Origin of the sequence: Streptomyces sp. CB02959 (assembly GCF_002803155.1) — a bacterium.
Lineage (GTDB): Bacteria > Actinomycetota > Actinomycetes > Streptomycetales > Streptomycetaceae > Streptomyces.
On record NZ_NNBP01000003.1, the window covers coordinates 197,465 to 220,701 of the forward strand.

At 73.4% G+C, this 23,237-nt stretch carries 20 protein-coding genes and 1 riboswitch; of the genes, 11 read left to right on the forward strand and 9 right to left on the reverse strand.

Going from position 1 to position 23,237, the window contains the following annotated elements; all coding sequences use genetic code 11:
• Positions 1–78: 78 nt before the first annotated feature.
• Entirely contained in the window at positions 79–3,681 is a 3,603-nt protein-coding gene (cobN, locus tag CG747_RS06640; RefSeq protein ID WP_100600682.1) for a cobaltochelatase subunit CobN, read from the reverse strand.
• Between the two features lie 32 nt (positions 3,682–3,713).
• Positions 3,714–3,866: riboswitch (cobalamin riboswitch) on the reverse strand.
• A gap of 83 nt (positions 3,867–3,949) precedes the next feature.
• Here cobN and cobG point away from each other — a divergent pair.
• Genes cobG through CG747_RS06655 form a run of 3 tightly spaced genes read left to right on the forward strand, consistent with a single transcriptional unit; the run spans position 3,950 to position 7,616 of the window.
• Positions 3,950–5,419 (forward strand): precorrin-3B synthase, encoded by a 1,470-nt coding sequence (gene cobG, locus CG747_RS06645; RefSeq protein WP_100600683.1) that lies wholly within the window; start codon positions 3,950–3,952, stop codon positions 5,417–5,419.
• Positions 5,416–6,048 (forward strand): precorrin-8X methylmutase, encoded by a 633-nt coding sequence (locus CG747_RS06650; protein WP_100600684.1) that lies wholly within the window; start codon positions 5,416–5,418, stop codon positions 6,046–6,048. The genes cobG and CG747_RS06650 overlap by 4 nt, the downstream gene beginning before the upstream one ends.
• Positions 6,049–6,080: 32 nt before the next feature.
• Entirely contained in the window at positions 6,081–7,616 is a 1,536-nt protein-coding gene (locus tag CG747_RS06655; RefSeq protein WP_100600915.1) for a precorrin-2 C(20)-methyltransferase, read from the forward strand.
• 14 nt (positions 7,617–7,630) lie between these two features.
• On the opposite strand, the gene CG747_RS06660 is transcribed toward CG747_RS06655, so the two are convergent.
• Positions 7,631–8,401, reverse strand: a complete 771-nt coding sequence (locus CG747_RS06660; protein WP_100600685.1) for a cobalt-precorrin-6A reductase — start codon at positions 8,399–8,401, stop codon at positions 7,631–7,633.
• 17 nt (positions 8,402–8,418) lie between these two features.
• On the opposite strand from CG747_RS06660, the gene CG747_RS06665 reads away from it, so the two are divergent.
• Positions 8,419–9,582 (forward strand): cobalt-precorrin-5B (C(1))-methyltransferase, encoded by a 1,164-nt coding sequence (locus CG747_RS06665; protein ID WP_100600686.1) that lies wholly within the window; start codon positions 8,419–8,421, stop codon positions 9,580–9,582.
• A gap of 105 nt (positions 9,583–9,687) precedes the next feature.
• Here the strand turns inward: CG747_RS06665 and CG747_RS06670 are convergent, their stop codons facing one another.
• The 3 genes from CG747_RS06670 to cbiE form a co-directional block, all read right to left on the reverse strand.
• Positions 9,688–10,029 carry a hypothetical protein gene (locus CG747_RS06670; RefSeq protein WP_257980257.1) on the reverse strand — a complete coding sequence of 114 codons (342 nt, stop codon included), beginning with the start codon at positions 10,027–10,029 and terminating at the stop codon, positions 9,688–9,690.
• A gap of 142 nt (positions 10,030–10,171) precedes the next feature.
• Entirely contained in the window at positions 10,172–10,939 is a 768-nt protein-coding gene (gene cobM, locus CG747_RS06675) for a precorrin-4 C(11)-methyltransferase (protein WP_100600687.1), read from the reverse strand.
• A 22-nt stretch (positions 10,940–10,961) separates the two neighbouring features.
• Positions 10,962–12,263: a precorrin-6y C5,15-methyltransferase (decarboxylating) subunit CbiE gene (cbiE, locus tag CG747_RS06680; RefSeq protein WP_100600688.1), complete on the reverse strand. Its 1,302-nt coding sequence runs from the start codon at positions 12,261–12,263 to the stop codon at positions 10,962–10,964.
• A gap of 224 nt (positions 12,264–12,487) precedes the next feature.
• Between cbiE and tsaD the strand changes: the two genes are divergently transcribed.
• From tsaD to CG747_RS06710, 6 genes are all read left to right on the forward strand, one after another.
• The gene (gene tsaD, locus CG747_RS06685; protein ID WP_100600689.1) at positions 12,488–13,561 is read left to right on the forward strand and encodes a tRNA (adenosine(37)-N6)-threonylcarbamoyltransferase complex transferase subunit TsaD; all 1,074 of its coding nucleotides are present in this window, start codon (positions 12,488–12,490) and stop codon (positions 13,559–13,561) included.
• Positions 13,562–13,806: 245 nt separating this feature from the next.
• Positions 13,807–14,823 (forward strand): cation diffusion facilitator family transporter, encoded by a 1,017-nt coding sequence (locus CG747_RS06690; RefSeq protein WP_100600690.1) that lies wholly within the window; start codon positions 13,807–13,809, stop codon positions 14,821–14,823.
• A gap of 174 nt (positions 14,824–14,997) precedes the next feature.
• Entirely contained in the window at positions 14,998–16,068 is a 1,071-nt protein-coding gene (locus tag CG747_RS06695) for a hypothetical protein (protein ID WP_257980258.1), read from the forward strand.
• A gap of 258 nt (positions 16,069–16,326) precedes the next feature.
• Entirely contained in the window at positions 16,327–16,671 is a 345-nt protein-coding gene (locus CG747_RS06700) for a hypothetical protein (RefSeq protein WP_100600691.1), read from the forward strand.
• A 68-nt stretch (positions 16,672–16,739) separates the two neighbouring features.
• The gene (locus CG747_RS06705; protein WP_100600692.1) at positions 16,740–17,834 is read left to right on the forward strand and encodes a hypothetical protein; all 1,095 of its coding nucleotides are present in this window, start codon (positions 16,740–16,742) and stop codon (positions 17,832–17,834) included.
• 13 nt (positions 17,835–17,847) lie between these two features.
• Positions 17,848–18,204, forward strand: a complete 357-nt coding sequence (locus CG747_RS06710; protein WP_100600693.1) for a hypothetical protein — start codon at positions 17,848–17,850, stop codon at positions 18,202–18,204.
• A 102-nt stretch (positions 18,205–18,306) separates the two neighbouring features.
• Here the strand turns inward: CG747_RS06710 and CG747_RS06715 are convergent, their stop codons facing one another.
• Positions 18,307–19,248, reverse strand: coding sequence for an NADP-dependent oxidoreductase (locus tag CG747_RS06715; protein ID WP_180985418.1), 942 nt, complete (start codon positions 19,246–19,248; stop codon positions 18,307–18,309).
• A gap of 188 nt (positions 19,249–19,436) precedes the next feature.
• Between CG747_RS06715 and CG747_RS06720 the strand changes: the two genes are divergently transcribed.
• Positions 19,437–20,594 carry a betaine/proline/choline family ABC transporter ATP-binding protein gene (locus CG747_RS06720; protein WP_100600694.1) on the forward strand — a complete coding sequence of 386 codons (1,158 nt, stop codon included), beginning with the start codon at positions 19,437–19,439 and terminating at the stop codon, positions 20,592–20,594.
• A gap of 85 nt (positions 20,595–20,679) precedes the next feature.
• On the opposite strand, the gene CG747_RS06725 is transcribed toward CG747_RS06720, so the two are convergent.
• From CG747_RS06725 to CG747_RS06735, 3 genes are read right to left on the reverse strand one after another with little or no spacing between them, the layout of a single operon-like run.
• Entirely contained in the window at positions 20,680–21,672 is a 993-nt protein-coding gene (locus CG747_RS06725; protein WP_100600695.1) for an ABC transporter substrate-binding protein, read from the reverse strand.
• Positions 21,669–22,343, reverse strand: a complete 675-nt coding sequence (locus tag CG747_RS06730) for an ABC transporter permease (protein WP_100600696.1) — start codon at positions 22,341–22,343, stop codon at positions 21,669–21,671. The genes CG747_RS06725 and CG747_RS06730 overlap by 4 nt, the downstream gene beginning before the upstream one ends.
• Positions 22,340–23,071 (reverse strand): ABC transporter permease, encoded by a 732-nt coding sequence (locus CG747_RS06735; protein ID WP_100600697.1) that lies wholly within the window; start codon positions 23,069–23,071, stop codon positions 22,340–22,342. The genes CG747_RS06730 and CG747_RS06735 overlap by 4 nt, the downstream gene beginning before the upstream one ends.
• Between the last annotated feature and the right edge of the window lie 166 nt (positions 23,072–23,237).

The window sequence follows — 23,237 nt, forward strand, 5'->3', positions numbered from 1 at the left end:
GTCCGGTCCGCGGAGAGAGGCCGAGGCGGTGTTTCACGTGAAACACCGCCCCTCGTCACGCCCCTCCGGACCGAACCGTCAGCCCTCGCCCTCCAGCTCGCCCTCGGTCTCCAGGAAGGCATCGCGCAGCGCCGCCAGCGTTTCCGCGTCCGGCTTCTCCCACATGCCGCGGGACTCCGCCTCCAGGAGGCGCTCGGCGATGCCGTGCAGCGCCCAGGGGTTGGCTTCCTGGAGGAACGCGCGGTTCTCCGGGTCCAGGACGTAGGTCTGGGCGAGCTTGTCGTACATCCAGTCGGCGACGACCCCGGTCGTGGCGTCGTAGCCGAACAAGTAGTCCACGGTGGCGGCGAGTTCGAAGGCGCCCTTGTAGCCGTGGCGGCGCATCGCCTCGATCCAGCGGGGGTTGACGACCCGGGCCCGGAAGACCCTGGAGGTCTCCTCCACCAGCGTCCTGGTGCGGACCGTCTCGGGCCGGGTCGAGTCGCCGATGTACGCCTCGGGGGCCTTGCCCTTGAGCGCCTTGACGGTGGCGACCATGCCCCCGTGGTACTGGAAGTAGTCGTCGGAGTCGGCGATGTCGTGTTCGCGGGTGTCGGTGTTCTTGGCGGCCACCGCGATGCGCTTGTAGGCGGTCTCCATCTCCTCCCGGGCCGGGCGGCCCTCCAGTCCCCGCCCGTAGGCGTAGCCGCCCCAGACGGTGTAGACCTCGGCGAGGTCGGCGTCGGTGCGCCAGTCGCGGGAGTCGATGAGCTGGAGCAGGCCCGCGCCGTACGTACCGGGACGGGAGCCGAAGATCCGGGTGGTGGCGCGGCGTTCGTCGCCGTGCGCGGCGAGGTCCGCCTGGGCGTGGGCCCGGACGAAGTTGCGGTCGGCGGGCTCGTCGAGACCGGCGGCGAGCCGCACCGCGTCGTCGAGCAGGCCGATGACGTGCGGGAACGCGTCGCGGAAGAAACCGCTGATGCGCAGGGTGACATCGATCCGGGGGCGGCCCAGCTCATCGAGCGCCACGGCCTCCAGGCCGGTCACCCGGCGCGAGGCGTCGTCCCACACGGGGCGGACGCCCAGCAGGGCCAGCGCCTCCGCCACATCGTCGCCGGAGGTGCGCATCGCGCTGGTGCCCCACAGGGACAGGCCCACCGACTCCGGCCAGTCGCCGTTGTCGTCGCGGTAGCGGGTCAGCAGCGATTCGGCGAGCGCCTGGCCGGTCTCCCAGGCCAGCCGCGACGGCACGGCCTTGGGGTCGACGGAGTAGAAGTTGCGGCCGGTCGGCAGGACGTTGACCAGGCCGCGCAGCGGTGACCCGGACGGTCCGGCCGGGACGAACCCGCCGTTCAGGGCGTGCACCGCGTGGTCGATCTCGGCCGTGGTGCCGGCCAGCCGCGGGACGACCTGCCGGGCGGCGAAGTCGAGGATGTCGGCGACCGCGGTCGGGTGCCCCTCGGCGACCCGGCCCACCGCGGCCGGCTGCCAGTCCGCGTCCTCCATGGCCTGGACCAGGCCGCGGGCGACCGCCTCGACCTCGTCGGCGGCGGTGCGGGTCGCGGCCGACTCGTCCAGGCCGAGCGCCTCGCGCAGTCCGGGCAGCGATGCGGTGCCGCCCCAGATCTGCCGGGCCCGCAGGATGGCCAGCACGAGGTTGACCCGGGCCTCGCCGACCGGCGCGGCGCCCAGGACGTGCAGACCGTCGCGGATCTGCGCGTCCTTGACCTCGCAGAGCCAGCCGTCGACGTGCAGCAGGAAGTCGTCGAACCCGTCGTCGTCCGGGCGTTCTTCCAGGCCCAGGTCGTGGTCGAGCTTGGCGGCCTGGATCAGGGTCCAGATCTGCGCGCGGATCGCGGGCAGCTTGGCCGGGTCCATCGAGGAGATCGCGGCGTACTCGTCGAGCAGCTGCTCCAGGCGGGCGATGTCGCCGTAGGAGTCGGCGCGGGCCATCGGCGGCACGAGGTGGTCGACGAGGGTCGCGTGCACCCGGCGCTTGGCCTGGGTGCCCTCGCCCGGGTCGTTGACCAGGAATGGGTAGACGAGCGGGAGGTCGCCGAGCGCCGCGTCCGGACCGCAGGCGGCGGAGAGGCCGGCGTTCTTGCCGGGCAGCCACTCCAGATTGCCGTGCTTGCCCAGGTGGACCATGGCGTCGGCGCCGAAGCCGCCGTCGGTGGTGGAGGCGGCGATCCAGCGGTAGGCCGCCAAGTAGTGGTGGGACGGCGGCAGATCGGGGTCGTGGTAGATCGCGATCGGGTTCTCGCCGAAGCCGCGCGGCGGCTGGATGAGGATCAGCAGGTTGCCGCGGCGCAGGGCGGCCAGCACGATGTCGCCCTCGGGGTTCCGGCTGCGGTCGAGGAACATCTCGCCCGGCGGCGGGCCCCAGTGCTCCTCGACGGACTCCCGCAGTTCCTGCGGCAGCGTGGCGTACCAGCGGCGGTAGTCGGCGGCCGGGATACGGACCGGGTTGCGGGCCAACTGCTCCTCGGTCAGCCACTCCTGGTCGTGGCCGCCGGCCTCGATGAGGGCGTAGATCAGCTCGTCGCCGTCACCGGACGCGAGGCCCGGCACCGGCTCCGTGCCGAAGTCGTAGCCCTCGGACTGGAGGCGGCGCAGCAGTGCGACGGCGCTCGCCGGGGTGTCCAGGCCGACCGCGTTGCCGATCCGGGAGTGCTTGGTGGGGTAGGCGGACAGCACCAGCGCGAGCCGCTTCTCGGCGGCCGGAATGTGCCGCAGCCGGGCGTGCCGGACGGCGATCCCGGCGACCCGGGCGGCGCGTTCGGCGTCGGCGACGTACACCGGCAGGCCGTCCTCGTCGATCTCCTTGAACGAGAACGGCACGGTGATCAGCCGCCCGTCGAACTCGGGCACGGCGATCTGCGAGGCGGCGTCGAGCGGGGAGAGCCCCTCGTCGTTCTCCTCCCAGGCGGCCCGCGACCCGGTCAGGCAGAGCGCCTGGAGTATCGGCACGTCCAGGGCGGCCAGCGCACCGGCGTCCCAGGACTCGTCGTCGCCGCCCGCGGACGCCTCGGCGGGCTTGGTGCCGCCCGCGGCCAGCACGGTGGTGACGATGGCGTCGGCGGTGCGCAGCTCCTCGATCAGCTCCGGCTCGGGAGCCCGCAGCGAGGCGACGTACAGCGGCAGCGGACGACCGCCGGCCCGCTCGACCTGGTCGCACAGGTCGTGGACGAAGCCGGTGTTGCCGCTCATGTGGTGGGCGCGGTAGTAGAGCACGGCCACCGTCGGGCCGGTCACCTCCCGCGGCGTGCGCTCCAGCGGGCCCCAGGACGGGGCGGCGGCGGGCGGCTCGAAGCCGTGGCCGGTGAGCAGGACGGTGTCGCTGAGGAAGCAGGCCAGCTGGGAGAGGTTGGCCGGACCGCCGTGCGCGAGGTAGGCGTGCGCCTCGGCCGCGATGCCGACGGGGACCGTGGACGCCTCCATGAGCTGGGCGTCGGGGGCCTGTTCGCCGGTGAGCACGACGACCGGGCGGTGCTGGTCGGCGGCGAGCAGCACGTCCAGGCCGTCCTGCCAGGCGCGGAGGCCGCCGAGCAGGCGGACGACGACGAGGTCGGTGCCCTCCAGGAGCCCGGGGAGTTCGGCGACGTCGAGGCGGGTGGGGTTGGCGAGCCGGTACGGCACGGGGCCCGTGGCCGCGCGGGCGCTGAGCAGGTCCGTGTCGGAGGTCGACAGCAGAAGGATCACGGCGCAGCCCTTCCTCGGGGTGTCCACGCCCCGGGTGGTCGTATGGACGGCGGGAGTTCCTGGCTCACCCGGCGGTGGCCGGGTTCACAGTGGCGGGACCGCGCCGGATTCTCACCGGGCTTCCTCCCTTGGCGCCGTCGCTGGCGTCCGGCGGGTCAGCCGACCCACCGACCTGCATAGTAAGGGCTGCGGCCGGGCCGCGGGAGCGCGCCTTCGGGAGCCGCTGTTCACACCCCTCGCGCCGGTTCCGGGCGGCACCGACGTAGGTATGCTCGCCGCCATGCCGCCCTCCCCCTCACCACGCCCCGACCGGGCCGAACCGCCCGTGCGGGACCGCGGTGACGCCTGCCCGGGAGCGTTGCGGCTGCACTCCGCCGCCGACGGGAATCTGGCCCGAGTGCGGCTTCCCGCAGGCGACTTGACGGTGCGCCAGGCGCACGCGCTGGCGGACGCCGCGGAGCGCCTCGGCGACGGCCACCTCTCGCTCACCTCCCGCGGCAACGTCGAACTCCGCGGTCTGCCCGACGCCTGCGGCCAGGACCTCGCCGACCTCCTCGCCGACGCCGGGCTGCTGCCGTCCGTACGCCACGAGCGGATCCGCAACGTACTGGCCTCGCCGCTGGCCGGACTGGACCGGCACACCCCCTCCGACGTGCGGTTGTGGGCCCGGAGCCTGGACGCGCTGCTGTGCGCGAGCGCAGCGGCGACGGCGCTCTCGGGCCGTTTCCTGTTCGTCCTGGACGACGGCCGGGGCGATGTGGCGGGCCTGGGCGGCGATGTGACCTTGCTCGCAGAATCCGGCCGGCAGGCCCCGCCGGACACCGGGTACGCACCGGGGGCCGCGTCCGGGTACGGGGCGCTGCTCCGGGTCGGCGACGACCGCGCGGCGCTGCGGATCGCGGCGGACGACGTCCCGCGGGCAGCGCTGACCGCCGCCGAGGTCTTCCTGGCCGCCGCCGCGGAGTGCGGCAGCGGCGCCTGGCGGGTCCGCGAACTCCCCGCCGCACGGCCGCTGACCGCCCAGGACGTGCGGCGTGCGCTGCGGGCCGCGGGCATCGCCGCGGAGTACCCGGACGCCGTCGGCCCGCAGCCGGCCGTGCCGTATGCCGACGCCACCGCCCCCGGTCCGGTCGAGGGGCCCGACGGCCGCCGCGCGCTGGCGGTCCTGGCGCCGCTCGGCCGGCTGACCGTGGCCCAGTGGCGACTGCTGACCGGGATCGCCGCCGACGACGGGGCCGGCGAACTGCGCCTCACGCCCTGGCGCGGCATCGTCGTCCCCGGCCTGCCCGCCGCACCGGCGGCCCGGCGGCTGCGCGACCTCGCCGCCGCCGGACTGATCACCGACCCGGCCTCCCCCTGGCGCCGGGTCACCGCCTGCACCGGCCTGCCCGGCTGCGCCAAGTCCCTTACCGATGTGCGGAGCGATGCGGCGGCCGCGCTCTCCGGGGGCGGGGCCGTCCCCGCGGACGGTTCCGCTGTACCGGTCGGGCTGCCCGTCCACTGGTCGGGCTGCGAACGGCGTTGCGGCCACCCGCACGGCGCCTGGATCGATGTGCTGGCGACACCCGACGGCTATCGCACCACCGCGGTGCGTCCCAAGGACCCGGCCCCGCCGCCGGTTTCACGTGAAACACCCCGGCCGGGCGCGGTTTCACGTGAAACACCGGCCGTCCCCGGTGCCCCTGTTGCTGCCCGTCCCTCTTCCACCCCTCAATCCACCACCCCGAGGCCCCAGTGACCGCGTTCGACTATGAAAAGGACGGGGCGGCCATCTACCGCCAGTCCTTCGCCACCATCCGCGCCGAGACGGATCTCTCCGGACTGCCCGCCGACGTCAGCCGGGTCGCGGTCCGGATGATCCACGCCTGCGGCATGGTCGATCTCGTCCGCGATCTGGCCTTCACCCCGGGGGTCGTGGCCAGTGCGCGCGCCGCGCTGCGGGCCGGTGCGCCGATCCTGTGCGACGCCACCATGGTGGCCAGCGGGGTGACCCGCAAGCGGCTGCCCGCGGACAACGAGGTGCTGTGCACCCTCGGCGATCCGTCGGTACCGGAGCTGGCCGCCCGGATGGGCACCACGCGCAGCGCCGCCGCCCTCGAACTGTGGCGGGACCGGATGGAGGGCGCCGTGGTCGCCTTCGGCAACGCCCCCACCGCGCTCTTCCGGTTCCTCGAAATGATCGAGGAAGGGGCACCGCGCCCCGCGGCCGTCCTCGGCATCCCGGTCGGCTTCATAGGCGCGGCCGAGTCCAAGGACGCGCTGATCGACCATCCGTCCCAGCTGGATCACATCGTGGTGCGCGGGCGGCGCGGCGGCAGTGCCATGGCCGCGGCCGCGATCAACGCCCTGGCGAGCGAGGAAGAGTAGGCGTGAGCGAGCAGCAGGCGAGCAGCGGCACGGTGGACCAGCCGACCGCGCAGTCCTCGGAGCGGTCCACCGGCCGCCTCTACGGCGTCGGCCTCGGCCCCGGCGACCCGTCCCTGATGACCGTACGGGCGGTGGAGGTCATCGCCCAGGCCGATGTGGTGGCGTTCCACAGCGCCCGGCACGGACGCTCCATCGCGCGGTCCATCGCCGCGCAGCACATCCGCCCGGACCACATCGAGGAAGCCCTGGTCTATCCGGTCACCACCGAGACGACCGACCACCCCGGCGGCTACCGCGGCGCCCTGGACGAGTTCTACGAGGCGGCGGCGGCGCGGCTCGCGGCCCATCTCGACGCCGGCCGCACCGTCGCGGTGATCTCGGAGGGCGATCCGTTCTTCTACGGCTCGTACCAGCACATGCACAAGCGGCTGGCCCACCGCTATCCCACCGAGGTCATTCCCGGCGTCACCTCCATCAGCGCCGCCGCGGCCCGCCTGGGCACCCCGCTCACCGAGGCCGACGAGGTGCTGACCGTCCTCCCCGGCACCCTGCCGGAGGAGGAGCTGACGGCCCGTCTGAGCGCCACCGACTCCGCCGTCGTGATGAAGCTGGGCCGTACCTTCCCCGGCGTCCGCCGTGCCCTGGAGCGCTCCGGCCGGCTGCCGGAGGCCCGTTACGTCGAGCGCGCCACCATGGCCGGGGAGCGCACCGGCGCGCTGTCCGACGTCGACGCCGACGCCGTGCCGTACTTCTCCGTCGCGGTCGTCCCCAGCCGCATCGCCACCGCCGCCGCGGAGCCGGAGCCGGCCGCCGCGGACCGCGGTGAGGTGGTCGTGGTCGGCACCGGCCCGGCCGGTCCGCGCTGGCTCACCCCGGAGTCCCGCGGTGCGCTGGCCGCCGCCGACGACCTCGTCGGCTACACCACGTACCTGGACCGCGTCCCGGTGCGCCCGGGCCAGCGCCGGCACCCCTCGGACAACAAGGTCGAGTCCGAACGCGCCGAATTCGCCCTGGACCTGGCCCGCCGCGGCCGCCGCGTGGCCGTGGTCTCCGGCGGCGACCCCGGCATCTTCGCCATGGCCACCGCCGTCCTCGAAGTGGCGTCGGAGGAGCCCTACCGCTCCGTACCCGTGCGCGTCCTGCCGGGCGTCACGGCCGCCAACGCCGCCGCCGCCCGCGCCGGCGCCCCCCTGGGCCACGACTATGCGGTGATCTCGCTCTCCGACCGGCTCAAGCCCTGGGAGGTGATCGCCGAACGGCTGCGCGCGGCGTCCTCCGCCGACCTGGCACTGGCGCTCTACAACCCCGGTTCCCGCAGCCGCACCTGGCAGGTGGCCAAGGCCCGGGACGTCCTCCTGGAGCACCGCGCACCGGACACCCCGGTGATCCTCGCCCGCGACGTCGGCGGCCCCGAGGAGTTGCTCCGCACCGTCCCGCTCACCGACCTCGATCCCACCCAGGTCGACATGCGGACGATCCTGCTCGTGGGCTCGTCCCAGACTCAGCAGGTGCGGCGGGACGACGGCACCGAGGTGGTCTGGACGCCGCGCAGGTACCCGGAGCGCTGACCGCCCGCGCGGCGTCAGCCGACGAGCGCCCGCACCCAGTCCACCGCCGCGCCCGGCTCGGCGGCCACCGGCACGCCGTCCGGGACGGGCGGCCGCTGGACGACCACCACCGGCACCCCGGCCTCCCGTGCGGCCGCCAGCTTGGGTGCGGTCGCCGCGGCGCCGCTGTCCTTCGTCACCAGTACGTCGATGCGGTGGCGGCGCAGCAGTTCCCGTTCCCCGTCGAGGGTGAACGGGCCGCGGTCCAGGACGGTCGTCATCCGGGGCGGGTGCGGTGGCTCGGGGGCGTCCACCGAACGGACCAGGAACCACAGGTCCGTGAGGTGGGCGAAGTGGGCGAGACCCATCCGGCCGGTGGTGAGGAAGACCCGGCCGCCGAGGCCGGGGAGGATCGCGGCCGCCTCGGTGAGGGAGGGAACCGGGTGCCAGACATCGCCGGGCTGCGCGCCCCAGCCGGGGCGGCGGAGGGCCAGCAGGGGAACATGGGCGGTGGCGGCGGCCTGGGCCGCGTTGAAACTGATCGTGCCGGCGAAAGGATGGGTGGCGTCGATGAGCGCGTCCACCGCGTGCTCGCGCAGCCAGCGGGCGAGGCCCTCGGGGCCGCCGAACCCGCCGATGCGCACCTCACCCGCGGGCAGCCGCGGCGCCGCCACCCGGCCGGCCAGGGAGGTCGTCACCCGCACCCCCGGCTCCGCCACCAGGGCCGCGGCCAGTCGGCGGGCCTCCGTGGTGCCGCCGAGGATCAGCACCTGGCGGACGGGGTCGTGGACGGGTGAAGTCGACATGAGCGGCAGGTTCCTCCGTGGGTGAAACGCAACCGAAGGCTACGGGAGGGCGGAGCGCGCAGCTCGCGCACACCGGGCTGCGGCACGGGTGGACGACCGGGGCGTGCGCCACTGCCGCCAGCACTGCCGCATACACGGCGCTGTTGAGGGGGGAGTTCCCGGACCCCGTGACGATCACGCTGCCGAAGGGGCAGACGCCGTCCTTCGCGCTCGCGGTGGAGGAGCTGACCGCCGCCGGGGCGGGTCCGGCCACCGCGATGGCCGGGGTGGTCAAGGACGCCGGGGACGATCCCGATGTGACGCACGGGGCGCTGGTGCGAGCCACGGTGCGGGCGCTGCCGGCCGGCAGCGGAGTGGTGTTCGCGGCGGGCCCGGGCGTGGGGACGGTCACCCGCCCCGGACTGCCGCTGGACGTCGGCGAACCCGCCATCAACCCCGTACCGCGGCAGATGATCCGGGAGCATCTGGCGCGCGTCGCGGAGGCGCACGCAGGCAGCGGTGCGACCGCGGACGTAGAGGTCGAGGTCTCCGTCGACCACGGCGAGGAGATCGCCCGCAGCACCTGGAATCCGCGCCTCGGCATCCTGGGCGGCCTGTCGATCCTGGGGACGACCGGCATCGTCGTGCCGTACTCCTGCTCGGCGTGGATCGACTCGATCCGGCGCGGGGTGGACGTGGCGCGGGCGGCCGGCCGGCGGCACGTCGCCGGGTGCACCGGCTCGACGTCGGAGAAGGTCGCCGTCGCCCTGCACCATCTGCCGGAGGACGCGCTGCTGGACATGGGGGACTTCGCGGGGGCGGTGCTCAAGTACATCCGCCGCCATCCCGTCGACCGGCTGACGATCTGCGGCGGCTTCGCCAAGCTGTCGAAACTGGCGGCCGGTCATCTGGACCTGCACTCGGCGCGCTCTCAGGTCGACAAGGGCTTCCTCGCCGAACTGGCCCGGCAGGGCGGCGCCGACGAGGCGCTGGCGGAGGCGGTGGCCGGGGCCAACACCGGCCTCGCCGCGCTCCAGTTGTGCGCGGCGGCCGGCGTTCCCCTCGGCGACCTGGTGGCGGCCACGGCACGGGACGCGTCACTGGGCGTGCTGCGGGGTGCGCCGGTCGCCGTCGATGTCATCTGTATCGACCGGGCGGGACTGGTGGTGGGCCGGGCGGAACCGCGCGGCCCGGGAGGCTAGGGGCACTTCGGGGCCCACGACCCCAGCACGACTGGCGTCGGATGTTTCACGTGAAACGCCCCGGCCCGACGACCGGGATCCGACGCCCCGCCGTGCAACCCCTCGTCACATCCGCGGCAGCGTCTCTCCGCGGCTCAGCCCGTCCTCGCGACCCAACGAGTCGAAACGGGCCAGGTCGTTGGCGCGCACCTGCCCGGTCCGGCGGTGCTCGCGACGTGCCTTGCGGGCCGCCGTCTCGCGTGCGTGGTCCATCCGGTCCCGCATGCAGCTGTCGTCCCCGCCGGTCAACGCGCCCAGCGCGCTGCCCAGGGCACAGGCGGCCATCTTGACGGGGCTGTCCTTCGCGCGGCGCGGGGTGTCCTTGCCGCTGGCGTTGGCGGCGGTGCTGCCGGTGAGGGTCAGCACGGTCGCGGCGAAGACCGCGGTGGCGGCCATCCTGGTGCGCATCGTGGCGTGCTCCTTTGCGTCGACCCCCCTGGGTGTCGCAGCTTCCTTACCGGCCTCCGGGAACGGGAAAACGGACTTTCACCCCGATGCGGTCATACAATTCAGTCGAACAGGCCCGGTGCGCGGTGCCCTTGACGGGTCCTCAGGCTCCCCCGTCGCAGGGCGCGTGCGGCCGCTCGCGGTCCGACGAGTAGAGGTGGCTGTCGCGGAACTGCTCGGCGCCCAGAGTGCGGCCGACCATGATCACGGCGGTCCGGACCACACCCGCCGCCTTCACCTGGCCGGCGATGTCGCCGAGCGTGCCGCGCAGCACGAGTTCGTCGGGGCGTGAGGCCATCGCCACGACGGCGGCCGGGCAGTCGGCGCCGTAGTGCGGCAGCAGTTCGTCGACGATCCGGTCCACGTACATCGCGGCGAGGTGCAGCACCAGCAGTGCACCGCTGCGCCCCAGGGTGGCCAGGTCCTCGCCGTCGGGCATCGGGGTGGCGCGCTGGGAGACCCGGGTGAGGATGACGGTCTGGCCGACGGTGGGGACCGTCAGTTCGCGCTTCAGGGCGGCGGCCGCCGCGGCGAACGCGGGCACGCCGGGCACGACCTCGTACGGCACCCCCGCCGCGTCCAGGCGGCGCATCTGCTCGGCCACCGCGCTGAAGACGGACGGGTCGCCGGAGTGCAGCCGGGCGACGTCCTGGCCCTCCTCGTGGGCCCGGACCAGCTCCGCCGTGATCGCGTCCAGGTCCAGCTGCGCGGTGTCGACCAGCCGGGCCCCCGGCGGGCACTCGGCGAGCAGTTCGCGCGGCACCAGGCTCCCCGCGTAGAGGCAGACGCCGCAGGCGGCGAGGGTGCGGGCGCCACGCAGGGTGATCAGGTCGGCGGCGCCGGGGCCCGCACCGATGAAGTAGACGGTCATGGCTGTCGGTCTCCTGGGGAGGTTACGAGGGGTCCTGGGGGCGGGACGGCGCGGCGGTCTCCTGCGGGCCGGGCTCCGGCACACCGGACGGCGCGGGCTTCACCGCCGACCACTGGGTGACCGGCATCGCCTGCCGCCAGCCGGTGAAGCCGCCGACCGGCACCGCATGGGCGATCGCGAGCCGCACCAGTTCGCCGCCGTGCCGCCGGTACCACGCGGTGAGCAGCGCCTCGGACTCCAGCGTCACGGTGTTCGCGACGATCCGGCCGCCCGGGGGCAGCGCGTCCCAGCAGGCGTCCAACAGCCCGGGCGCGGTCAGGCCGCCGCCGATGAACACCGCGTCCGGCGTCGGCAGTCCGGCCAGTGCGGCGGGCGCGGCACCGTGCACCACGCCCAGCGCCGGGACGCCGAGTGCCCGTGCGTTGCGGCCGATCCGTGCCGCGCGCGCCTCGTCCCGTTCGACGCTGACGGCCCGGCAGCTGCGGTGTGCGCGCAGCCATTCGACGGCGATGGAGCCGGAACCGCCGCCGATGTCCCAGAGCAGCTCGCCGGGTGCGGGGGCCAGCGCGGCCAGGGAGGCCGCCCGGACATGACGCTTGGTCAGCTGGCCGTCGTGCTCGTAGGCGTCGTCGGGGAGACCGGGCACGACCGGCAGCCGCGGTGCGTCCGGCTCCCGCACGCAGTCCAGTGCGATCACGTTGAGCGGATCGCCGGCGGGCGCGTCCCACCGCTCCGCGCTGCCCTCGGCCATCCGTTCGCGGGCGCCGCCGAGTTGTTCCAGTACGCGCATCCGGGTCGGGCCGAAGCCCCGGTCCCGCAACAGCCCCGCGACCTCGCCGGGCGTCCCGGCCCCGGCCGACAGCACCAGCACCCGCCGCCCGTCGTACAGCGCCCGCACCAGGTTCTCCGCCGGCCGCCCGACGAGCGTGACGACCTCGACGTCCTCCACCGCCCAGCCCAGCCGGGCACAGGCGTACGCCACGGACGACGGGTGCGGCACCACGCGCAACGGTCGCCGCACCGCGGCGTCCTGCGCCATCGCCTCGGTCAGGGTCCGCCCGATCCCGTAGAACATCGGGTCCCCACTGGCCAGCACGCAGACCCGCCGCCCGGCATGCGCGGCGAGCAGCCCGGGCACCGCGGGCCGCAGCGGCGAGGGCCACGGCACCCGCTCGCCCGCGCACTCCGCGGGCAGCAGCGCCAACTGCCGTGCCCCGCCGATCAGCACCTCGGCCGCGGCCAGTTCCCGGCGCGCGGCCGGCGACAGGCCGTCCCAGCCGTCGGCCCCGATACCTACGACGGAGAGGGGAAGCGGGGGAGTCACGTGCGGGGTACCTCGGGGCGCGAAGGAACGGGACGGAGGTCGAGGGGACGACGGGGGACGGGTGCCGAACTCTACTGACCGGCCGGGCGGCCCCGGCTTCCGGGGAGGGCCCCACCGGCCCGGACACGCCCCCTGCGCCCACCCCCACCCTTCTTGCACATTGCTTGCAATTACTTGCTATTACTGTCCGGGGCACGCAACGCGATGGGGAAGGAGTGCGGTCCATGGGCTCGCCGGTGGTGCTGGGCATCGAGTCGTCCTGCGACGAGACGGGCGCCGGCCTGGTGCGGGACGGGCGGCTGCTCGGGCACACCGTCGCGTCGAGCCTGGACGAGCACGCGCGGTTCGGCGGCGTGGTGCCGGAGATCGCCGCCCGGGCGCATCTGCACGCGCTGACGCCCGTGGTCCGCGGCGCACTGGCCGATGCGGGGCTGCGGGCGTCCGACATCGGGGCGGTGGCGGTGACCACCGGACCGGGGCTCGCCGGGGCGCTCCAGGTGGGGCTGGCCGGGGCCAAGGGGCTGGCGTACGCGCTGGGCGTGCCGCTCTACGGCGTCCACCACCTGGCCGGCCACGTCGCCGCCGACACCCTCGCGCACGGCCCGCTGCCCGACCCCTGCGTGGTGCTGATCGTCTCCGGCGGGCACACCTCGCTGCTGCTCGTACGCGATCTGGCCCGCGACCGGATCGTGCACCTCGGCGACACCGTGGACGACGCCGCCGGAGAGTGCTTCGACAAGGTCGCGCGGGTCTTCGGACTGCCCTACCCCGGCGGTCCGGCCATGGACCGGACAGCGCGCGAGGGGGATCCGCGCGCTGTCCACTTCCCCCGCCCGCTCACCGCGGGCCCGCCCGAGAAGCGGTTCGCGTTCTCCTTCTCGGGGTTGAAGACGGCGGCGGCGCGCTGGGCGGAGAGCCACCGCGCCGCGGGCCGACCGCTACCGGTCGCCGATGGCGCGGCCGCGCTCCAGGAGGCGGTCGCCGACGTGCTGACCCGCAAGGCGGTCGCCGCCTGCACCGAGCACGGCGTCGGAACGCTGGTGGTGGTCGGCGGTGTGGCGGCCAACTCCCGGGTGCGCACGCTGGCCGAGGAGCGCTGCGCCGCGGCCGGCATCACCCTTCGGGTCCCGCCGCTGCGGCTGTGCACGGACAACGGCGCGATGATCGCGGCCGTCGGTGATCTGCTCGTCCGGGCCGGTGCCGCACCCGCCCCGCTCGACGTGTCCATCGACCCGTCGGCACCGCTGGAGTACGCGGCGCTGCATCCCGTTGCCGCGGGCCGCCCCGTGGCCGTCTGAGGCCGGCGGGTACCCGGCGCGCCGTTTCACGTGAAACCCGTCGTTTCACGTGGAACGACGGACGACCGCCCCTCCGACCGGACCGTGTCCGCCCGCTCACCCTTCTCCATCGCACCGCCCTGACCAGGCACGATAGCCCGTTCGACGGTAATGACAACGGTCACCGGTGCAGCCTTTGGATCTTTTGCCGAAGTGCGGTTTGCTTCGCAGCGAGAAGCAAGGTGGAGCCAGGAAGGAGCGCGCCCATGACCGAGCACGCCCACAGTGGGCACAGCCATGCGCACGGCCACAGCCATGCCGTGTCCCCGGACGCCGACCGGCGCTGGCTGCGGGCCGCGCTCATTCTGCTCACCGCGTACATGGCGGTCGAGGTCGTGATCGGTTTCCTGGCGCAGTCGCTGGCACTGATCTCGGACGCCGCCCACATGCTCACCGACGCGGTCTCGATCGTGTTGGCGCTGGTCGCGATGCGGCTGGCGGCGAAGCCCGCGCGGGGCGGCTACACCTACGGCCTCAAGCGCGCCGAGATCCTCTCCGCGCAGGCCAACGGCATCACCTTGCTCGTGCTCTCCCTCTGGCTGGCGTACGAGGCGGTCCAGCGGCTGATCTCACCGCCCCAGGTCACCGGCGGGCTGGTGGTCATCACCGCGCTGTCCGGTGTGGTGGTGAACCTGATCTGCACCTGGTTCCTGTCGAAGGCCAACCGCTCCAGCCTGAACGTCGAGGGCGCCTACCAGCACATCCTCACCGACCTGTTCGGCTTCATCGCCACCGCCATCTCCGGTGTCATCGTGCTGACCACGGGTTTCCAGCAGGCCGACGCGATCGCCTCGCTCGTCGTCGTCGCGCTGATGCTGAAGGCCGGGACGGGGCTGGTGCGGGAGTCCGGCCGGATCTTCATGGAGGCCGCTCCGGCCGGGATCGACCCGGACGCGCTGGGCGATCACCTGGTCGCCACCGACCAGGTCGTCGAGGTGCACGACCTGCACATCTGGCAGATCACCTCCGGGCAGCCCGCGCTCTCCGCGCACATCCTGGTCGCCCCGGCGGGCGACTGCCACAAGGTCCGCCGCGGCCTCCAGGAGCTGCTGCACACCGAGTACGGCATCACCCACGCCACCCTCCAGGTCGACCACCTCGGCGAGCAGGACGAGGACGAGCTGCTGACCCTGGGGCCCGGCCCCGCCCCCGAGCAGCCCTCCGGCAGCCACTGCGACGACTCCCACGGCCCCGTCCACCGTCCGGGGCCGCACCGGCACTGACCCGCCGGTGGGGCGGGCGGTGGCGGCGCCGGCCTGCGCGCCGCTCGTGCCCGGGATGGTCCGGTCGCTCATCCGTGCGATCACCCATTGGCACCGGCCCCGCTCGCGGCCGACCGCCGTACGGACTTGCCTGGAGCGTGGCAGCCATCGCCGTTTCAGGAAGGACCGGTACGCATGTCAGCGAGTGCACCCGCACGCGCCGACGGCCGGGCGACCGCGGCGCGCTGCCCACCGGGACGGCCGCGCCGGGCCCGCTCGTTGGCCGGCGGCGCGCTGCTGCTGATCGGAACGCTGCTGCTGCCGCTGAGCCTGGCCGCCCTCTGGGCCCGCGCCGAACTCACCGACACCGACCGCTACGTGGCCGCGGTCGCCCCGCTCGCCGGGAACCGCGCCATCCAGAACGCCATCGTCGACGACGTCACCAACGGCGTGATGCCCCACGTCCGGCTGGACGGCCTGCTCAAGGTGGTGCCACGCGCCGAACGGCCCGCACTGCGGCGGAAGTTCACCCGCGGTATCCGCGAGTTCGTCGACAAACAGGTCCGCCAGGTCGTCACCGGCCGCACCTTCCCCGAGGTCTGGACCGGGGTGCACCGCACCGCCCACCGCGCCCTGGACGGCACGCTGGCCGCCTCCGGCGAAGCCCCCGTCACCCTCGACCTCTCGCCGGTCATCGAGCGCGTCCGGCACCAGCTGTCCGGCAACGGGCTCGGCATCGACATCGTCCGCCGGGTGCCGCCCACCGGCGCCTCCATCGTGCTGCTGAACTCCCCCGACGTGCCCCGGCTGCGGGCCGGCTGCCAGGTCGCGCGCACCGGCGCGCTGCTGCTGCCGCCGGCCGCCGCGCTCTGCCTCCTGGCCGGCCTGCTGCTGACCCGGCGCCGACGCCGGGCGTTGATCTGCACGGCGGCCGGCTGCGCGGTGGCCTGCGCGCTCCTGGCCGCGGCTCTGGCGCTGGTCCGCACCCGCCTCCTGGACGCCCTGCCGGCCACGGTCCCCCGCCCCGCCGCCGACGCGTACACCGACGCCCTGACCGCCTCCCTGCGTTCCGGTGTGTGGACGGCGATCGGCGCGGCGGCGGCCACCGTCGCCCTCGCCGCCGCGGGACCGCTGGCGGCCCGCCTCCGCGGGACACCGTCGGACCGTCAGCCCGGTTCGGGGCGGGAGCGGGTGACGCCCCGTGGCCTGCCGAACGCCCACGACGACGGGCGGCGCCGGTTGGCCGACGAGCGTCCGCGCCATTAGCGGCTCGCCGCGCCCCGGGCGGCCGTGGTGGCCGCCCGGTACCGGACACCACAGGCCCCATAACCGCACGACATACCAAAAATGGTGTGCCTGCGAAAAATCCACCAAGGCGCCTTAAATGCCGCATTAAGAATCCCGCCCGGGCGGCTTTTCCGGACACGCCGCGCTTTCCCATTACTGAGTGCGGGCACCAACTCCGGGCACCGGTAGTCTTATCCGGAACCTACGTGACGTGAAGCAAACAACAGGGGGCACTCCATGGCGGGTTCCGGGTATCAGATCGACCCGAATGTACTCAGGACGCAGGGCAAGAACTTCTCGGACATCGCGCACAATTTCGGTGGCTCCGCGGAAAAGTTCAAGAGCAAGGTCACGGAGTGCGAAGAGGGGTGGGGCGACGATTCCGCGAAAATCGTCGATCAACTCCTGAAGGCCTACAAGCCGGTGAGCAAGGTCATCATGATGGCGCTGCCGCACCTTGAGGACGCGCTCGGCGAACTCGGCACCAAGCTCAACACGATCGCCAAGGATTACGAGTCCGCCGAGCTGGAACAGGTACAGGTCCTTTCCCAGATCAAGCCCGAGGGCCCGGCCCAGGTCTAGCGCCTTCCGCACCGTTCCGGCTGTCTCCAGCCACCCACCAACACCTGCGTCTCCAGGGGGAGTACATCGTGTCCATCATGCTGCCGAGCGAGGTCGACTGGGTCCTCGACCTGCTGGGTTTCGAGTGGCCCAATCTCGACGAAGACAAGATGATGGAGGCTGCGGAGGCCTGGCGCACCTTCGCGCAGGCCGCGCAGCAGGCCATGAACGAGGGCAACTCCGCGGCCGGCACGGTGCGCGGCTCCAATTCCGGCGACGCGATCGACGGCTTCGGCAAAGCCTGGGACCGGTTCACCAAGGACGGACTCATCGAGTTCGGCTATCTCGAAGCGCTGGCGGGCGCGGCCGAGATCCTGGCGGCCCTGCTCGATGTATGCGCGGTCATCGTGATCGCGCTGAAGATCTACGTCATTGCCCAGCTCATCGACCTGGCCATCGAATTCGCCATCGCACAGGCATCCGCTCCGGTCACTCTGGGCGCATCCGAGGCGGCACTCGCCGGCCGCGTCGTGATGATCCGTGCGCTCGTCAAGCGGGCCCTGACGGAGGCCGCGGAGAAAATCACCGCCCGGGTCACCGAGTCCCTCGCAAAGAGGGAAGTCCTGTCCGTCAAGGAAATCCTTATTAAGATCGGCAAGGAATCGGCAAAGTCGCTCGGTAAGGAAGCCTTCAACCAGGGCAAAGCGATCTACCAAGGCAAGCAGGACGGGGTCAACTGGACCGACCTGGGAGTCGCGGCGGTCAACCCGGCGCTGAAGCCGGTCGCGGGCACCATCACGAAGGACGAGAACGGCGAGTACGGCTTCCAGGCCGACGGTGCCGGCAAGGTCGCGGTGGGCATGTACCACCAGGCCGAGGGCGTCGGGAAGATCGCGCAAGGCGACTTCTCCGGCGGCGCGCACAAGATCGTCGACGGCGGGCTGGAGCAGATCGGCGGCGTCAAGACCGTCTACGAAACCGGCACGAAGGAGAAGGAGCCGGCCGGGGAAGAGGGCTCCGGCGGATCGGGCTCCGGTTCCGGTTCTGGTTCCGGCAGCCACCGCCCGTCGTCGGGCGGGTCGAACGACGAGCACCCGACCCCGTCCCGTCCCACTCCGCCCCCGGCCCCCACCACCGCCTCCGGCCAGGCCGAGCAGGACCGGGCCCGTTCCACCTTCGGCTGACAGGAGCCCCACGATGCGTCCCAGCAACACCAACGTCGACGCGCTCGGTGAGCGCGACTATCCCATCGAGGAGCAGGACCTCACCGAGGAGCAGAACGAACACCGCACCGAGACCCTGCGTGCGGTGCGCGACAACCCCAACGCCCCGGAGCCGCTCCGGCAGTTGGCGAAGAAGATGCTCAGCGGACGGCTCCAGCTCAAGGACGTCCTGGACGACGCCGCGGGACACCGCGCGCTGACCGAGGGGCTGGCCCCGCTCCGGGAGCAGTGGCGGACGATGTCGCCGCAACAGCGCCAGGCCACCCGGCAGTACGACCCGGACGAGCACCCGGACCGCGGCGGCGACGCCGGTCGGTCACCGCGGTACTGAGGGGTTCCGGAAGGCCCTGATCCGCGTCGGCGCCGCCGGCGGGCCGGACACGGCAACGGGGGCGCGGGCAGCGGCCTTCTCCGCGGCGGCGGGAGACCGTCCTCAGATCGCCAGGACGGTCTTCCCCTGCGCCCGCCCGGTGCGGCTGGCCGCCAGGGCCTCGGGAGCCTCCGCCAGGGGGACTTCGAGGCCCACGAGGACGGTCAGGCGGCCCGCGTCGAGGTGCCCGGCGAGGATCTCCAGGAGCTGGGGCGAGGGCCGGTTGACGAAGTTGAAGCCGCGCAGGTTGTGCTCGGTGAGCACATCGGCGTCGGCGGCACCGATCAGCGAGACCGCCACACCGCCGTCCCGCACCGCCCGGGAAAGCTCGACGAACCCCGCCGCGTCGCTGGTCATGTCGATCAGCACGTCCACCCCGTCCGGATGCACCGCCAGGACCTGGTCGGCGATCGGCCCCGCGGTGTGGTCGACGGTCTCCGCGGCCCCCAGCGTGCGCATCAACTCCGCCTTGGCCGGACGGGCGGTGGCGATCACCTCCGCACCGCGGCCGGCCGCGATCTGGGTCACGAAGGTGCCGACCCCGCCGGTCGCGCCGACGATCAGCACCCGCCGGCCGTCGCCGACCCGGGTCTCCTCGACCAGGTTGTACGCGGTCATCCCGGCCGTCGGCACGGCGGCGGAGGTCGCATAGGTGACGCTGCGGGCGGCCAGTGCGATGGCGCCCTCCTTGGCCACGGCGAACTCGGCGTACGAACCGCCGCCCCGCTCCGGCTGCTGGAACTGGCCGAACACCGGGTCCCCCACGGTGAACCGCCGCACGCCGGTGCCGACCGCGACCACCTCCCCCGCCCCGTCCGTCCCCATGACCAGCGGGAACTTGGCGTGGACGGCCTCCCCGAACATGCCGTCGGCGAGCTTCCAGTCGACGGGGTTGAGTCCGGCGGCGGCCAGCCGCACCAGGACTTCACCGGGCCCCGGCTCAGGTTGTGGCAGCTCCATGAGCTGCGGGTCCGCACCGAAGGCGTTGACTGCTACGGCTCTCATGTGGCGTTCCCTTCCACCCTTCCGAGGAGCGGCCGGAGTGGATCGTAAGCACGCCGGTCGGGCCGGGCGCGGCAGGACGGGAGGCGGTGCCCCGGAAGCAACTCGTACGGCCCCCGTCGCCGTTCGTTTTCCCCACTCGATTGCCCGCATGACGGGACCGGTGCGAGGCCGCGGGATTCAATGGCGCAATGATCCGGTTCGAGTCGGTCACCAAGCGCTACCCCGACGGGACCACCGCCGTCGACGACCTCTCCTTCGAGGTCGGCGAGGGTGAGCTGGTCACCCTGGTCGGACCGTCCGGGTGCGGCAAGACGACGACCATGATGATGGTGAACCGGCTGATCGACCCCACCGGTGGGCGAATCTTCGTCGACGACGCGGACGTGTCCGGAGTCGACCCGGTCCGGCTCCGCCGCGGCATGGGCTATGTCATCCAGCAAACCGGCCTCTTCCCGCACCGCACCGTCCTCGACAACACCGCGACCGTGCCGTTCCTGACCGGCTGGAAGAAGGCCAGGGCGCGGGAGCGGGCCGCCGAACTCCTGGACCTGGTCGGGCTGGACCCGACCGTCTACGGCGCGCGCTACCCCGACCAGTTGTCCGGTGGCCAGCGCCAGCGGGTCGGGGTGGCCCGCGCCCTGGCGGCCGATCCGCCGGTGCTGTTGATGGACGAGCCGTTCGGTGCCGTCGACCCGGTCGTCCGGGACCGCCTCCAGAAGGAGTTCCTACGGCTCCAGTCCGCCCTGCACAAGACGGTGCTGCTGGTCACCCACGACATCGAGGAGGCCATCCGGCTCGGCGACCGGATCGCGGTCTACGGCGCCGGGCGGATCGAGCAGTTCGACACCCCGGCGCGGGTGCTCGGCGCTCCCGCCACCCCCTACGTCGCCGAATTCGTGGGCGCCGACCGGGCGTTGAAGCAGCTGTCGGTCACCTCCATCGACCGCGACGACCTGGAACGCCCGCCGTTCGCCCGGCTCGCCGAGCCCGCCGCGGACGCGGTGGCCCGGCTGCGGGCCGAAGGCGCACGCTGGGCGGTGGTGCTGGACGCCGACGGGACGCTGCACGGCTGGGTGGGCACGGAGCACCTGTCGGGCGCGGGTGGGACGGTGGCGGATCACGCCCGTCGGATGGAGGCGTGGATCCCGGCGTCCGGAACCCTCAAGGCGGCGTTCAGCGAGATGCTCAAGCACGACGCCGGCTGGATCGCGGTGCTGGACGGCGGGCGGTTCCTGGGCGTCCTGACCCCGACCACCCTGCACGAGGCGCTGCGCCGCACCATCGCCCCGGAGGAACGCGAGCTGTCGCGGGGGCGGCCGGAGGTCGACTCGGTTCCGACGGAGTGAGGGATGGCGGCCGGCGCGGGCGGGGTGTTTCACGTGAAACCACGACCGGGAGCGGTGTTTCACGTGAAACGACGTTCCGGCTCCGTCAGTCCTTTCCCAACAGGCCCTTGGAAACCAGGTAGTTGTGGGCCACATCGGCGGGGAGCCGGCGCCAGCTGTCGACCTGTTCGTTGAGGTGGGCCAGGTCTTCGGTGGTCAGCACGCGGTTGAGCCCGTTCAGTGCGGCGGCCGGCCGGGCGCCGCCGGCCCGGGCGCGGTTGACGACGGGGACGACGTAGTCGGCGTTCTGGAGTTTCCGGTCGTCGGCGAGGACGACGAGTCCGAACTGATCGAGGGTGGCGTCCGTGCTGGTGGTGAGCACCATCTGGTCCTGGCCGTTCTGCACGGCCTGTTTCGCGGGCGTGGTGCCGACGCCCTTGGGGTCCACGGCGGTGATGTCGATGCCGTACGTCTTCCGCAGTCCCGGTGCGCAGAACGGCCGCTGGACGCACTCGTCACCCGCCGCCAGCCGCACCGGCAGCTTGGCGCGGCCCAGGTCACTGAGGGTGCGGAGGTGGTGCTCGGCGGCGTAGGAGGCGCGCACCGCGAAGGCGTTCTGGTCGACGGCCCGGCCCGCCGGGAGCACGGTCAGACCCCGCGGGGTGGCGAGCCGGCGCAGGGCGGCCATGGTGGCGTCCAGGTCGGGGGAGGCGACCGGGGCGGCCTGGGGGCCGTGCTCCTTGGCGTTGAGCCAGTCCGCGAAGGTGGCGGCGTATTCGGGCACGACGTCGATCTGTCCGGCCTCCAGCGCGGGTTCGTACAGCTCCCGGTTGCCGACGGTGAGGACGTGGGTGCGGTAGCCGGCCCGGCCGAGCAGCGCCGCGTACATCTGGGCCAGCAGCTCGCTCTCGGTGAAGCCGGCCGAGCCGATGGCGAGATCGCGGCTGTCGCCGGGCGAGGCGGTGACCGCGCCGCGGTGCTCCAGCGACGGCCCGCCGGTGCAGGAGACCAGGCCGACCGACGCGACCAGGGCGGTCAACGCGCCGAGCGCAGCGCGGACCGGGCGGCGCGGAACCGGGGCCGCCCGGGGCGTCCTCACCGGCTCCGCCCGCGCGCCCGTGCCGGGGCGAACCGCTGCACCAGCTCGAACAGGGCCTCCATCAGCAGCGCGAACACCGCGACCACCACCGCACCGGCCACCACCTGCGGGGTGCTGGCCAGATTGAAGCCCGCGGTGATGATGCGGCCGAGGCCGCCGCCGCCCACCAGGGCGGCCAGCGTGGCGGTGGCGACGAGCTGTACGGCGGCGATCCGCACCCCGGTCAGCACCAGCGGCAGGGCGAGCGGCGCCTCCACCCGACACACCAGCTGCATCCCGGTCATCCCCATGCCGCGAGCGGCCCGGACCACGTCCTGGTCCACCTCGCGCATCCCGACGTAGGCATTGGTCAGCAGCGGCGGCACGGCGAACAGCACCAGCGCGATGACCGTCGGCCACTCCCCGTGCCGCCCGATCGGGGTCAGCAGGAGCAGGACGAGGACCGCGAAGGTCGGCACCGCCCGGCCGACGTTGGCCAGGTTGACCGCGAGGGCGCCACCGCGGCCCAGATGACCCAGCGTCAGCGCGATCGGCAGGGCGATGAGGGCACTGAGGACGAGGCAGGCGAAGGTGAGGGCGGCATGCTGGGCCAGCCGGTGCCAGACGCCGTTCTCGCCGGACCAGTTGGCGGCGGTGGTCAGCCAGGCCCAGACCGCGGCGAGGGTGCTCATGTCCGCCGTCCGGAGGCGGCGAGTGGCCGCCTCCCGCGGGCCGCCCGCGGGCTGCGACCGGCCCGCCGCCAGGGCGTGAGGAGTCGCTCCAGGCCGAGCAGCAGCAGGTCGAAGGCGACCGCGATGAGCACGCAGAGCACGGACGCGGTCAGCACCTGCGCCTTGAAGTAGGAGTTCATGCCCGCGTAGATGAGGTTGCCGAGCCCGCCGTACCCGACGATCGCACCGACGGTGGTCAGGGCGACCGCGGAGACCGTGGCGATGCGCAGCCCGGCCATCGCGGCGGGCACCGCCAGCGGCAGTTCCACCGTCAGCAACTGCCGCATCGGCCCGTACCCCATGCCCCGGGCGGCCTCCTTGGCCGCGGCCGGGACGCCGTCCAGCCCCGCCAGGATGTTCCGGACCAGCAGGGTGAGGGAGTAGAGGGCGAGGCCGACCACGACGAGGGTGGCGGAGAGTCCGTAGACCGGCAGCAGCAGCGAGAACATCGCCAGCGAAGGGATCGTGTAGATCACGGTGGTGAGGCCGAGCACCGGCCCGACCGTCCAGCGCCGACGGCGGGCCAGCAGCGCCAGCGGGAGGGCGATCACCAGCCCGAGTCCCACCGAGACCACGGTCAACTGCACATGCTGGCCGACCGCGTCGAGCAGGATCTGGCGGCGGGTGCTCAGGTAGTCGCCGCAGATCCAGTCGTTGCGGGCCAGGCAGTCGTCCGGCGGGGCGGTCACAGCAGAAGTCCACCGCGGGTGCGGCGGGGTGTCGCGCGGAGTGCGCCCGATCGGGCTGTCGCCAGCGTCACATCACAGCTCCCCGCCGCCTATACACCTGGTGTGTACGTCGTCTGTATAGTCCCTGGGGTCCGTTCGGAAGGCGATCGGCGCGCTAAGCCACGGC

Coding starts and splice junctions, on each gene's coding strand:
- CG747_RS06710 (WP_100600693.1), top strand. CDS start 17,848: ATGCGTCCCAGCAACACCAACGTCGACGCGCTCGGTGAGCGCGACTAT.
- cobG (WP_100600683.1), top strand. CDS start 3,950: ATGCTCGCCGCCATGCCGCCCTCCCCCTCACCACGCCCCGACCGGGCC.
- CG747_RS06715 (WP_180985418.1), bottom strand. CDS start 19,248: ATGAGAGCCGTAGCAGTCAACGCCTTCGGTGCGGACCCGCAGCTCATG.
- CG747_RS06695 (WP_257980258.1), top strand. CDS start 14,998: ATGTCAGCGAGTGCACCCGCACGCGCCGACGGCCGGGCGACCGCGGCG.
- CG747_RS06660 (WP_100600685.1), bottom strand. CDS start 8,401: ATGTCGACTTCACCCGTCCACGACCCCGTCCGCCAGGTGCTGATCCTC.
- CG747_RS06690 (WP_100600690.1), top strand. CDS start 13,807: ATGACCGAGCACGCCCACAGTGGGCACAGCCATGCGCACGGCCACAGC.
- CG747_RS06730 (WP_100600696.1), bottom strand. CDS start 22,343: ATGAGCACCCTCGCCGCGGTCTGGGCCTGGCTGACCACCGCCGCCAAC.
- CG747_RS06720 (WP_100600694.1), top strand. CDS start 19,437: ATGATCCGGTTCGAGTCGGTCACCAAGCGCTACCCCGACGGGACCACC.
- cobM (WP_100600687.1), bottom strand. CDS start 10,939: ATGACCGTCTACTTCATCGGTGCGGGCCCCGGCGCCGCCGACCTGATC.
- tsaD (WP_100600689.1), top strand. CDS start 12,488: ATGGGCTCGCCGGTGGTGCTGGGCATCGAGTCGTCCTGCGACGAGACG.
- CG747_RS06670 (WP_257980257.1), bottom strand. CDS start 10,029: ATGCGCACCAGGATGGCCGCCACCGCGGTCTTCGCCGCGACCGTGCTG.
- CG747_RS06700 (WP_100600691.1), top strand. CDS start 16,327: ATGGCGGGTTCCGGGTATCAGATCGACCCGAATGTACTCAGGACGCAG.